12 protein-coding genes are annotated in these 12,402 nt (G+C 59.9%); 3 read left to right on the top strand and 9 right to left on the bottom strand.

Features of this window, described 5'->3' with window-relative positions; translation table 11 throughout:
* Positions 1 to 260: 260 nt before the first annotated feature.
* Positions 261 to 899 carry a hypothetical protein gene (locus ACR64R_RS00965; protein ID WP_487359834.1) on the bottom strand — a complete coding sequence of 213 codons (639 nt, stop codon included), beginning with the start codon at positions 897 to 899 and terminating at the stop codon, positions 261 to 263.
* 116 nt (positions 900 to 1,015) lie between these two features.
* Positions 1,016 to 1,192: a hypothetical protein gene (locus ACR64R_RS00960; RefSeq protein ID WP_487359833.1), complete on the bottom strand. Its 177-nt coding sequence runs from the start codon at positions 1,190 to 1,192 to the stop codon at positions 1,016 to 1,018.
* A 155-nt stretch (positions 1,193 to 1,347) separates the two neighbouring features.
* On the opposite strand from ACR64R_RS00960, the gene ACR64R_RS00955 reads away from it, so the two are divergent.
* The 3 genes from ACR64R_RS00955 (at position 1,348) to ACR64R_RS00945 (ending at position 4,603) form a co-directional block, all read left to right on the top strand.
* Positions 1,348 to 1,644 (top strand): hypothetical protein, encoded by a 297-nt coding sequence (locus ACR64R_RS00955; RefSeq protein ID WP_487359832.1) that lies wholly within the window; start codon positions 1,348 to 1,350, stop codon positions 1,642 to 1,644.
* Positions 1,645 to 2,074: 430 nt separating this feature from the next.
* A complete protein-coding gene (gene katE / locus ACR64R_RS00950) occupies positions 2,075 to 4,177 on the top strand; it encodes a catalase (RefSeq protein WP_487359831.1) in 2,103 nt (700 codons plus the stop codon).
* A gap of 126 nt (positions 4,178 to 4,303) precedes the next feature.
* Entirely contained in the window at positions 4,304 to 4,603 is a 300-nt protein-coding gene (locus ACR64R_RS00945) for a hypothetical protein (protein WP_487359830.1), read from the top strand.
* Between the two features lie 76 nt (positions 4,604 to 4,679).
* On the opposite strand, the gene ACR64R_RS00940 is transcribed toward ACR64R_RS00945, so the two are convergent.
* From ACR64R_RS00940 to ACR64R_RS00910, 7 genes are all read right to left on the bottom strand, one after another.
* Positions 4,680 to 5,177: a DUF995 domain-containing protein gene (locus ACR64R_RS00940; protein ID WP_487359829.1), complete on the bottom strand. Its 498-nt coding sequence runs from the start codon at positions 5,175 to 5,177 to the stop codon at positions 4,680 to 4,682.
* Between the two features lie 62 nt (positions 5,178 to 5,239).
* On the bottom strand, positions 5,240 to 6,226 hold the full coding sequence (locus ACR64R_RS00935) for a glycoside hydrolase family 26 protein (RefSeq protein WP_487359828.1): 987 nt from the start codon (positions 6,224 to 6,226) through the stop codon (positions 5,240 to 5,242).
* A 34-nt stretch (positions 6,227 to 6,260) separates the two neighbouring features.
* Entirely contained in the window at positions 6,261 to 6,785 is a 525-nt protein-coding gene (locus ACR64R_RS00930; protein ID WP_487359827.1) for a DUF995 domain-containing protein, read from the bottom strand.
* Complete coding sequence (locus ACR64R_RS00925; RefSeq protein WP_487359826.1) at positions 6,772 to 8,193, bottom strand: UDP-glucose dehydrogenase family protein; 1,422 nt, start codon at positions 8,191 to 8,193, stop codon at positions 6,772 to 6,774. The genes ACR64R_RS00930 and ACR64R_RS00925 overlap by 14 nt, the downstream gene beginning before the upstream one ends.
* 16 nt (positions 8,194 to 8,209) lie before the next feature.
* The gene (locus tag ACR64R_RS00920; protein ID WP_487359825.1) at positions 8,210 to 10,051 is read right to left on the bottom strand and encodes a glycosyltransferase family 2 protein; all 1,842 of its coding nucleotides are present in this window, start codon (positions 10,049 to 10,051) and stop codon (positions 8,210 to 8,212) included.
* Entirely contained in the window at positions 10,048 to 11,034 is a 987-nt protein-coding gene (galE, locus tag ACR64R_RS00915) for a UDP-glucose 4-epimerase GalE (RefSeq protein WP_487359824.1), read from the bottom strand. The genes ACR64R_RS00920 and galE overlap by 4 nt, the downstream gene beginning before the upstream one ends.
* Positions 11,035 to 12,048 (bottom strand): UDP-glucuronic acid decarboxylase family protein, encoded by a 1,014-nt coding sequence (locus tag ACR64R_RS00910; RefSeq protein WP_487359823.1) that lies wholly within the window; start codon positions 12,046 to 12,048, stop codon positions 11,035 to 11,037.
* Between the last annotated feature and the right edge of the window lie 354 nt (positions 12,049 to 12,402).

Raw genomic sequence — 12,402 nt, 5'->3', positions numbered from 1 at the left:
TTTTATAATCAATAGCATAATTTCTACGTCGCCGGCGCGCAGAATTAGTGGATCCTGCCGGTCAGGCCCGGCGCCTTGCTCCTACCCCGACGGGCGCCGGGCCGCACGCCCACTGGCGGCGCACGCCCACTGGGGCAGAGAAGCCTGCGCAAGCCGTCCGACAGTTCCTGGGGCGTAATTCGCAATATCAACAACTGCGAATTCGACCGGTCCTTGAGCTTTTCGCTAGCGACTGCTCTTCAACTCCTGGCGACAAAGCTTCACCGCAATAATCCATCTCGCACAAAGTCGTCCCAGCCGCGAAGATCGGAGTGTGAGGATCCTCCCGACGCTAAGTTGGGTGAAGCCGCAGAAGCACGACCGCTTTTCTGAGCACGCTTCATGGCAGCTTTTCCCGCGGCTCGACGTCTGTTGGCGGCTGCTGTGGCTGCATCTTCCTCCCGCCAGACGGAAACCAGGTCACGATCGAGCACATCCTCGATGTCGCGCGGATCGAACACATGGAAGGTGATCTTCCTGGTCCGGCCACGCAGTTTCACAGTTCTGGTTCCTGCGCTCTGCAAGCGACCATCCTTCAGCCACCGATGCCGTTCCGCCGGCTTGATGGCGAGAATATTCTCAGCCTCGCGGGGGATCACAGGCAGATCTTCGATTTCCTTCATTGCTTTCGACACGATGGCAGCGGCCGCACGCACATCGCAGTCCATGCCTTGCGGCAGGCGCAGGGTAAGCACCCGAGACTCGATGTAAAGCAGCTTTCTTAGAGCCGCTGGGAGGCGGGCGCGTATTTCGAGGAAGATGCCTCTCGCCCTAACCGAAGAACCCAGGGTCGCGGCTGGCGTCAGCGGCCACTCACCGATCAGCTTGGCAGTTTCGTCGATTTTTCCGTGGATGGGCATGCTTCCTTAGATAGGTTTTCGAACCATTCCACGCCAATGGAAAATGCTCGATCAGCAAGGCCAAACATTACGCGTGCGTGCCTGTTCCAACGCGTCGGCGTGGCCTTGAACCGTGGTCATTTCTTATGTCGTTCAGCGGCGTCGATGCGCTTCAGCAGCGCCCGCATGGGCTCCGGCAGCCACCTTTCGGCGGAAAAGATCGGAAGGCTTCGGAGATACCTCCTCATGATCTCATTGCGAAAATAGCGTCGTGTCAGCTTTTGCTTGTCGTTGTCGTCCAGTTTCTCGGGCATTGGTCACTTACTCGCGCGGCATGCATCGAAAACTGCCGTCCTAAAAACCGGTTCCTTACCCCTCGGCCGGAGAGTTTCGCTCATCGCCCGGAACCAAGACGAAGTCGCGACATTGAGGAAACATCGACCCTCCTTCAGACGCAGAAAGCAACCCGATGACTCCGACCAAGAACAACCGCGAGACTGGTGCCACGAAGTACCCTGTTCGTGAAGGCAGCGATGCCACCGCCGAGTTTTCCCAAGATGCCGCCGAAAACAAAAAGCCGAAGGGTGGCTTCGGGCTGTCCGCGCGACCCGATCACGAAATGCACCGCACGGAAGGCCAAAATTCACAGCGGGCGGCTACGTCGCCCGCCACTCAAAAGGTGGCTGGCGCCGGCCCCGCCATTGCCAATCGCTCGAAGGACGCGAAGGTGCGAAATAGCGGCTCCGAACGAGTGGTAAAGGCCTGAATGATGTCAGTTATGCCGGCCCATCCAATCGCGGAGCAAGCAACCATCCAACCCCAGGAGATGTCTGGCCGCCGGGCGCCGGCGGCAAAGTCAGCGGCGCTCATTGCAGAGGGCGTGATCGACCGAAACTGGTGCATAGAAATGCTTGAAGCGCGCGTTCGCAAGTTCGAGAGACAGAAGCTCTTCCACATAGCCAGGGCGTTGTCGTCGGTCGCCGCCGAAATTTCGAGCCATTGAAGATTCTCCGTTGCGCCTTCGATGGCGCCGCGAAGCATATTCGGTTCGGAACAAACACCGCAGCCTCTTGTTAGACACCGGCGAGGCGACCCTCCGCCTGGTGAAACAACGACCCGCGTCGCACGCGTTATCAGAAATACTTCCCAGCCGCTGAATCTGGCAGTGGGATTGAACCCAGGAGCAGGAGCCCCCAATGGCAAAGCCTTCGCGCAGTTCTAACAGCAAGGCTGTTATTCACGATCAAGAACTGTCCCGCGGCAACGGCGGTGAACTGCACCAGATCGCAGAGGGCGACACGCCGCCGCTGACGACGGCTCAAGGGGGACTGGTAGCCGATGACCAGAACTCTCTGAAGATCGGTGAGCGCGGACCAACCGTGCTGGAGGATTTTCATTTCCGGGAGAAGATTTTTCACTTCGACCATGAACGCATTCCGGAGCGGGTGGTGCATGCTCGAGGCTACGGCGCCCACGGCTATTTCGAGACATATGATTCCTTGGCGAAATACACGCGCGCCGACATTCTCCAGCGGGCCGGCGAGAAGACGCCGGCCTTTGTCCGCTTCTCCACAGTCGCCGGGAGCAAGGGCTCGTTCGATCTTGCTCGAGACGTTCGAGGATTCGCGGTGAAGCTATATACCAAGGAAGGAAACTGGGACATTGTTGGCAACAACATCCCGGTGTTCTTCATCCAGGATGCGATAAAGTTCCCGGATATGGTGCATGCGGTAAAGGAAGAGCCGGACCGCGCCTTCCCTCAGGCACAATCGGCTCATGACAATTTCTGGGATTTCATCAGCCTGACGCCGGAATCCATGCACATGATCATGTGGGTGATGTCGGATAGGGCGATCCCCCGGTCCTTCCGCTTCATGGAAGGTTTCGGCGTGCACACCTTCCGCTTCGTCAATGCCAAGGACGAATCCACATTCGTCAAGTTTCACTGGAAACCGAAATCCGGGCTTCAGTCGGTGGTCTGGAACGAGGCAGTCAAGATCAATGGCGCCGATCCGGACTTCCATCGGCGAGATCTCTGGCAGTCGATCCAATCAGGCGACTTTCCGGAGTGGGAGCTGCGCGTCCAACTCTTCGATCAGGGTTTCGCCGACAGCTTCGATTTCGACATCCTGGACCCTACCAAGATCATTCCGGAGGAGATCATCGAGCCGATGCCGATCGGGCGACTGGTCCTCGACCGGATGCCTGACAATTTCTTCGCCGAAACCGAGCAAGTCGCGTTCATGACGCAGAATGTGCCGCCCGGCGTCGATTTCTCGAATGACCCGCTCCTGCAGGGCCGCAACTTCTCCTATCTCGATACGCAACTGAAACGGCTCGGCAGCGCCAACTTCACCCACCTTCCAATCAACGCCCCGAAATGTCCTTTCCACCATTTCCAACAGGACGGGCATATGGCGATGCGCAACCCAAGCGGCCGCGCCAACTATCAGCCAAACTCCTGGGGCGAAGGCCCACGGGAGTCGCCGCAGCGCGGTTTCCGCTCGTTCACCGACGCCGAGAGCGGCCAGAAGCAGCGAATAAGGGCGGAGAGTTTCGCTGACCATTACAGCCAGGCGCGCCAATTCTTCATCAGTCAGACCGAGCCGGAGCAACGCCACATCGCCATGGCGCTGACCTTCGAGCTAAGCAAGGTGGAGACGCCAATCATCCGGGAACGGATGGTGTCGCATCTGCTGAACATCGACAACGGGCTAGCCGAGACGGTCGCCGACAAGCTGGGGATGAAAGACCTTCCCAAGCCGGCCGACGCCGCGGTGCAGCCGCGCGACGATCTTGATCCATCGCCAGCCCTCAGCATTATCGAGAACGGACCTGACAGCTTCGCCGGCCGCAAGCTCGGAGTGCTCGTGGGCAACGGAGTAGATTCCAAGCTCCTCAAGAGACTGCAATCTGCCGTCGAGGCCGAAGGCGCGGTCATGGAGATCATCGCCCCAAAGGTCGGCGGTGTGGAGGCCGCCGACGGCAGCTGGATCGAGGCCAAGCACATGCTCGATGGCGGGCCCTCCGTCCTTTTCGACGCGGTGGCGTTGCTGCTCACCGAAGAGGCGGCACAGCACCTGACGGGGGAAGCAGCGGCTCGTGACTTCGTTGCCGATGCCTTCGCGCACTGCAAATACATCGCTTTCACGTCTGACACCGCGCCGCTGTTTGCCAAGGCCGGCATTGAACCCGACGAGGGCATGATCGAGCTTGGTGGTCCCGATACCATCAACACCTTCGTCGAGGCCTGCAGAAAGCTCCGTCTTTGGGCTCGCGAACTGGGGACCAAGCTTTAGGGAGATCGGCCCTCTCTCGTTCACCAGTTCAAAATCCGGACCCTTACATTTTTAATGATATTTCGGCCGAAATTTTATGACCGGCCGTGCGAAATCCACTTCAAAGACAAGACCTGGAGGTGGAAAATGAATTTCTCGAATTGTTTGAAGTGGGGCGCGGCGGTCGCGTTCGGCCTCGGGCTTGCACTGGTTGCCGGGACGAGCGCGCAGGCGGGAGAAGTTCGCAAGTCCCGCGATGAAACGCGAACTGTCTATCTGGTCAAATACCGGGTCAACGGCATGGTCCGGTATAACAAAAACCCGGCGATGGTGCACAAGATCTCGTTCTTCCAGTACCTGCACAGCAACCCCTATGTCTGCACCCCGAGCGGTTTCGGTCAGAAGTCGCGTTGTTATATGCGCACTTTCAAGCAGCCGGACGTGTGATTTGCGATAACATCTGACTGAATGGCCGTGCCGGGACAGGCGCGGCCATTCTGCGTTTACGGGAAGTCCAGGGCATCTAGAGCTCTTTGATGACCCGATCGCCCTTCACCAACTTTCGCACGCCGTCATTCTTTCGCACCGGATTGTTGCCGAAGACATACCACTGGCCGCCCAGGCTGGGCCGCTGGTAGATGACGCCATTCTTTTCGCGATGCAGGAAGCAAGTAATGGCGCCGCTTCCGCGTTCGTTCTTGGCGGTCCAGAGCGCGCGCATGCAGAGCTTGCCGCCGCTGGTTACATACCAGTCGCCTTCGCCATGACCGGCCTGCGTTCGCGCCACGAAACGCTTCCGGCCGTGCTCGTTCTCGGAAAAATATCCGGCTCCGTTCTTCTCCCACAGCCAGGTGCGGTTGGCGTAAAGCTGCTCAACCGCATCCGCCTTCATGGGAGCTGCGGCCGCAGCGAGCTTGGCGGTGGCATCGACAACCGGCTTCGGCGCTGCCGCGGCATTGCCAGCCGCGAGCAGGAGCGCGAGCAGCGCCGTAGTTACGACAGTTGAATGGACTGAAGACATTTGCTTTTTTCCAATAGGTAGCAGGGAAAAGACCGTCGCAGATCGCGACGGAAATGAGCGGTTCAATTCACAGTCGGTTTAGCCGCTGCGTTATTTTCGGTCACCGGATTCAGCGGGTGGTCCGCCACGCGCCAGTCAGGCCGGCCGACCTTTCGCGGCCAGGGATAGACTTCCAAGTCGTTGAAATAGACCACCGCTGTCATGGCGGGGAATTCGGCATGCGGCTTGTTCGCTTCCGAAGCCCAGTTCCGCACGTAGCTGTCGTCGCCCTCGTAGCCCAGCTCGGCTATGGCAATCGGCTTCCCGAAACCGGCAACGCGGTCGTAGCCCGGCTTCGTTCGCTCCACGAATGTCGTATCGTGGCCGACTTCCAGCTTGTCGTATGGTTGATAGCCGAAGACTGACAGGCCGATCACGTCGACGTATTTGTCACCCGGATAGTAGGCCTGAAGACCCTCGTCCCCTTTCGGCGACCACATGTATTTGGCATTCGGCAGGTACTTGCGACAGACGTCGATCACGTGCCTGTAGGCCTTCACATAGCCGTCGGCATTCCAGAACGCCCAGGTGAATTGGCCGTTCTTGTCGTCCATTTCCTGCGCCCAGCGGATGGTGACCGGGCTCTTCAACTGTGCGGCCGCTGAGCAGACCGCGGACATGTTAGCGTCGTAGCGACCAGCGAGAATTCCGCTCAACAGGTTCTCCGGGCTGACGCGCCAGTCGCGGGCCCAGGACCAGGGCTCGATGGTGAGCAGCAACGACCGGCCGCGTTGCTTGGCGTAATCGTCCGCAACACTTAGGGTTGCCAGATCCACGTCTTCCCAGGGAAGAAAGATATGCTCGATCTTGGAGTTGGCGTCGTTGGTATAGTCTCCATGCGGATCGTAAGCACCGGGCATGACGGCATCGGCCGCGATGAACGGACGCTTATCTTGGAACGGGTTCCGACTGTCCACACTGGCGCCGGAGACGCCGCTCGCCGCGTAGACAGCGCCCGAAATGACCACGCTCCCAAACAAGATGAAGGTTGTCTTCAAAAAACTATTCACAGGATTCTCCTTTTTACTATTCAGCGAGCTGCTCTCAGTCGAGTGCAGTCTTCACAGCTGAGATATGAGATGACACGAGGTCCGTGGGGACCAGTTTTTTTCCCTCGTCCTCGTCGCGAGGCTGGGCATGGCGAAAGACGTACCAGCTGCCGTCTGGCTCGCGCTTCTGATAGATTGTCCCGTTATCGAGGCGATGTGAAAAGCAGGTCGTCGCCGGGAATTGGCCGGCCTTGGAATGCCACGTCGCATTGAGACACATCTGTCCCGCCTCGGTGATAATCCAGCGGCCTTCGGCCCAGGACTTGCCGGTGTCGTCGTCGACCCAGGCGCTGAACCGCCGATGCTCGTCCACCAGATAAGCCGCGCCACCTTTCCACCGCCAACTCCTGTCGTGGTAGAGGTCGTGAATTTCGGCTGGCGTCATGACGCGCGCTGTCTTGGGCAACACGATTTCCTGCGCTGAAGCGCTCCAGACCGATCCAAGAAGCCAGGTGAGGGTGGCGGCGGACAAGGCGTTGGCGAAGCGGTTGAAACGGGACGTGTTTCTACGTGTTAACAACGGAGCCTCCCATGCTCTCTGAGTGAGTTTGCGGCGATGTCGATGCTGCCCGGAATCCCGCATGCGCGCGCAGGCCCCTGCCAGTCGTATCCTGTCGGGAGGTTGGGCGCCCAATTGCCGAGACCCGGAAGCCGAGGGCTTCGGCGATGTCTGGTGCGAAGGCGTTTCTAAGATCTATCAAGACCGCCTGACGCATGACCTTCTTCAGGCGTGCCAGATCGAGTTTGCGGATGCTGTCCCACTCCGTGACGACGACCACGGCGTCCGCACCGCGCGCACATTCATAGGCATCGTCGTGGAGTTCGACGTCCGACAGGATGCGGCTGGCATTCTCAACGCCGACGGGGTCATAGGCGCGGATTTGGGCGCCGAAACGCTGCAGCGTCTCTATCAGCGGAACCGATGGCGCGTCGCGCATGTCGTCAGTGTCGGGTTTGAAGGTGAGACCCAGAACGGCGATCGTCCGGCCTTGCACGTCGTTGTCGAGAGCGTCCATGACCTTCAGAGCCATACGGCGCTTGCGGGCTTCGTTGGCCGTCACGGTTTCTTCGACGATACGCACCGACACCCCATAGTCCTGTGCGGTACGCAGAAGCGCCATGGTGTCTTTCGGGAAACACGAGCCGCCGTAGCCGGGCCCTGCATTCAGGAAGCTGGTCCCTATTCGCCTGTCGAGACCCATACCCAGCGCCAGTTCGCCGACATTGCTGCCAACCTGCTCGCAGAGATCGGCCATCTCGTTGATGAAGGTGATCTTGGTCGCGAGGAACGCGTTGGCGGCGTACTTGATGAGCTCCGAAGTGCGGCGACGCGTGACGACGATGGGTGTCTTCTGAGACTCGAGCGGAACTCCGTAAAGCGCGACCAGGCGCTCTTCGGCGAACTTGTCCTCGACGCCGATCACCACCCGGTCAGGCTCCAGGAAATCCTTGATGGCGACGCCTTCGCGAAGAAACTCGGGGTTGGAGGCAACCGAAAAGCTCCCGGCCCTGCGCGTCGATCCGACGATCTTTTGAACAATATCGCCGGTCCCCACAGGCACGGTCGACTTCACCACCACGATCGCATTGTCGTCGATCAGCGGGGCGAGTTCGCGAGCGGCCATGTAAACGAAGGAGAGGTCCGCATCGCCGTGACCGGGCCGCGGCGGCGTGCCAACCGCGATGAACACGACCGCGGCTCCCTTGAGGGCTTCGGCAAGGTTGCATGTGAAGCTCAACCGGCCGGCGACCGAATTGCGCTCAACCAGTTCGTCCAGGCCCGGCTCATAGATGGGTACGGCGCCGCGGCGAAGTGCCTCGATCTTCTTGGCATCCTTGTCGACGCAGACGACCTCGTTACCCCAGGCAGCGAAGCAGGTGCCGCTCACCAATCCGACATAGCCGGTTCCGATGATCGCAATCTTCATGTGAATACGTTCCTTCCTATTGCTGACTTTGTTCGCCGGCATCGCCTTCGCGCCAGCGTGGACTGAATATGGTTTTGTGCGTATCGCGCCCGCCGACGCCTGCGCCGGCGACGGAGAAGCGATCGTCGAAGAGCGTGAAGCTACGCGTTCCCCAAGCGAGCGCCTCGATGCCGTCGCGACCCCTTTCGGCCGTAGCGAGGGTCGGCAGAGCGACCAGAGCGAGCAGGCTGGCCGCGAGCGCTGGCTGATAGAAGCGGGTGCGGTAGCGGACCGTGTTTTCACGTGCATGCTGCACTACGATCATGACCAGCAGCAGGATGTAGAAGCACGCATTTACGATGGCGAAAACGTAGAAGCCGCGAGTCTCATAGTTGTCCTGGACGAGCAGCACCGGCAGGATCGATATCAGCACCACGAACAGGTATGGCGCCAGAATTCGCAGCGGCAGCGCGTCGACATCGGCCGCACCCTTGGGAGTGACCCGGAAGTCGACGAAGGTCCCGGTCAGCCAGTCGCGAAACGCCGCGAAGGTTCCCGCCAGGACCCAGGGCCAGCGGGCCAGTAGAAACAACATCGCCTCCCAGCTCAGGATCTTGCCGTCGGCGGGCCGGAACGTTCCACTTGCCCGCCACCAGAACGCCATGAGCAGTATCATCAGCGACTGCGGCGTGAAGTGCTTCAGGAAATCCGGGTAAGTCACGCTGACGAAATTCTCCCCGCGGGCCAGGATGATCACCGGCAACAGGAACATCATGGCCAGGAAGAACGCGTACAGCGGATACCAGAACTGCGAGAAAAGGAACTGCACCTTCAAGTGCAACGGCATGCGGCCGATGAGCTTGGGCGTGTACTGGAGAAGGATCATCACCAGGCTGCGCGACCACTGAAACTCCTGCGTGACGAGGTCGGCAAAGGTGCGTGGGCCGTCGCCATGGGCGATAGCATCCAGCGCATGCGCTCCGCGCCAGCCATGCGCATTCATGAAAAGCGTCGTCGAATGATCTTCAGCGAGTTCGGGGCCTAGGCCACCGATTTGCTTCAGCGCAGCCGTACGGACGGCATAGTGCGATCCGATGCAGACCGTCGCGAAGCCTCCGTTGTAGCCGGCCTGCAGCGAGCCGTGCATGCTTGCTTCGACATAGAGCCGCCCGCGGGCGGACCAGCTCTCATGTGCATTGCGGTCGCAGATGCTGGGCGCCGAAACGTAGCCGACAGCCGGATCCGCAAACGGACGCAACATCTGGAACAGATAGTCCGGCTCGGGAACGTGATCCGCATCGAGCTGCGACACGAAATCATAGTTCGCGTAACCATAGTGATCGTAGAAGAAGGCGAGGTTGCCTTCCTTGCACCGCGTGCGGCGGGGCCAGGACTGACGATGGTAGTCGGCACGTCCCTTGCGCGTGGAGACGAACACGCCATGGTCGCGGCACCAAGCAAGCGTTTCGGGCGATGGATCCTCGTCGGCGAGCCAGGTGTCGTGCGGCACGTTCTGCGACAGCATCGCCAGCAAGGTTTCGGCCACGACGTGGAACGGCTCCGACGGAGCTTTCGTCACCACCATCGCAACCCGGCTCCCGGCAGGGATGCGCAACGGTCCGGCGGGCTTGCGCGCATTGAAGAAGATGGTGATGAAGTAGACCGGAAGAACGGTTATCCATGCCAGCAGCGCGCTGACCAGAATTGAACCGAGGAGATGGGTGTGGACGGCGTCCAGGATCCACCATTGCCAGAAATAGATCAGCGCGGTCGCCCAGATCGCCACGCCGATGACATATTCGACGCGTTTGCGGCCGGTGAATATCGGAACCATCAAGGAATCCTCCCCTGTGGGCATGTCGAGCCGGGGCATTCTCATCCTCGTAGCTCGAGGCCGAAGGTCGGAGCAGCGGAGCGGATGATCGTGTCCAGGTCCGAATAGAGCGCAAGAAACCCGAGCTTCTCGGCAGCCAACGAAGGGTCCGCATAAAGCGCCGGAGGGTCACCGGCACGGCGAGCACGCATCTCGACCGGCACGGTGCGACCCGTGATACGGCCGATGGCGTCGAGGATCTCACGGATGGACGTTCCGCGGCCGGTACCGAGATTGACGGCCAGATTTGCACCCTCGTTGCCGAGACGTTCGACCGCCAGAACATGCGCGCGAGCCAGGTCGAGGACATGGATGTAATCACGGATGCAGGTGCCGTCCGGCGTATCGTAGTCGTTGCCATAAACCTCGAGAAAATCGATCGTGCCGGCAGCAGCCATCATCGCTCGTGGAATGAGGTGCGTCTCAGGATCATGAGCTTCTTTCAGCTCGCCATCGAGATCGGCGCCGCATGCATTGAAATAGCGCAGCGCCACAAAACGCAGGCCATAGGCCGCCGAATAGTCGGCGAGCATATGTTCCGCGATCAGCTTCGTGCGGCCGTAAGGATTGATGGGCTGCTGGATTTCCCGTTCCTGGATCGGCAGGTTGGCGGGAACGCCATAGGTGGCGCAGCTCGACGAAAAGACCACGTTACGCGTGCCCGTCAGTCGGCATGCTTCAAGCAGGGACAGCGTGCCGGCCACGTTGTTGCGGTAATATTTGGCCGGGTTCTCGACGGACTCGCCGACATAGGCCGAGGCGGCAAAATGGATGACCGAAGAAGGCTTGTGCTCCTCGATCGCAGCCACCAAGTGCGCCGTGTCGAGGATGTCGCCCTCGACGAACGCTCCCCAGCGCACCGCCGCGCGATGCCCGGTCGAGAGATTGTCGTAGACGACAGGCTCGTAACCCTGCTTCGACAGCAGTTTGGACGTATGGCTGCCTATGAAGCCGGCCCCACCGACCACAAGCACAGTGTTCGCGGACATTTATGCAGCCTCGACGAGCTTCGCGGAAGTCTTGGTCAGCTGGCGTTCGAAATAGGCGATCGTCGACGTCAAGCCGTCTTCCAGCGCGACGGTCGGCTCCCAGCCGAGCTCTTTCTTGGCAACCGAGATGTCGGGCCGGCGCTGGCGCGGATCGTCGACCGGCAGCGGGTGATAAACGATCTTGGACCTGGTGCCCGTCATGGCAACGATGCGCTCCGCAAGCTCACGGACCGTGAACTCGCCCGGGTTGCCGATGTTTACGGGTGTGTGGATGGCCGGCTCGGAATACATCAGCCGGTGGAAGCCCTCGATCAGGTCGTCCACGTAGCAGAACGAACGCGTCTGTGACCCGTCGCCGTATATCGTGATGTCCTCGCCCTTCAGGGCCTGGTTGATGAAGTTGGACACGACGCGGCCGTCGTCGGGGCGCATGCGTGGACCGTAGGTGTTGAAGATGCGAACCACGCGTATGTCGAGGCGGTGCTGCTTGTGGAAATCGTAAAACAGCGTTTCGGCCGAGCGCTTACCCTCGTCGTAGCAGGCCCGCGGACCGAACGAGTTGACGTTGCCCCAATAAGCTTCCGGCTGCGGGTGAACGAGGGGATCGCCGTAAACTTCCGAGGTAGAGGCCTGGAAGATCCGCGCGTGATTGCGCACAGCGAGTTCCAGCAGGTTGAGGGAGCCGATCACACTCGTTTTCATCGTGTGGATCGGGTCACGCTGGTAGTGTGGCGGCGAAGCAGGGCAGGCCAAGTTGTAGATTTCGTCAACCGGCAGATCGAACGGCTCGACGATGTCGTGGCGCACGACGCTGAACCCTTCGAAGCCCTGGAGATGGCGCAAATTCTCCATCCGGCCAGTGGAAAAATTATCCACGCAAAGGACTGTATGGCCCTCGTTCAGCAGGCGCTCGCAGAGATGAGACCCTAGGAACCCTGCACCACCTGCTACGAGTATCCTGCGCCTAGAACTAGACAGAGAGTTGAAATTCTTGGGGCTGAAAAATATGCTCATTACCGGGTTCCTTGCTAACTCCGAGAACGGCCTTCTGACCTTCGTTACTCTTGAAGATCCCGGAACAATCGGGAGTTTTCTTTCATGGCCAACTGATGCCTGAGTTAGCAGCTTGCCCCCGGGAGCAGCGATATCGGGAAATCCGGATACTTATCAAAACGTCCATTTCTCCGAAGATCTGCGAGGGTGAATTTGCGGGGTGCCGTTGGCCCCGTGGATGTTGCGACACCGTCTGGGCTTGCAATTGATGGCGCAGATACTTCGATCCGTGTTCAGGACTTCCGGCAACCATCGCCGCGGAGTCAGAGCGTGGACTGCGCAGACATGCCGTGACCGGCGCCAAAACAAGGGGCA

This window comes from Mesorhizobium sp. MC2-1-1 (assembly GCF_057597255.1).
This window is presented reverse-complemented; position numbering and strand designations above follow the sequence as displayed.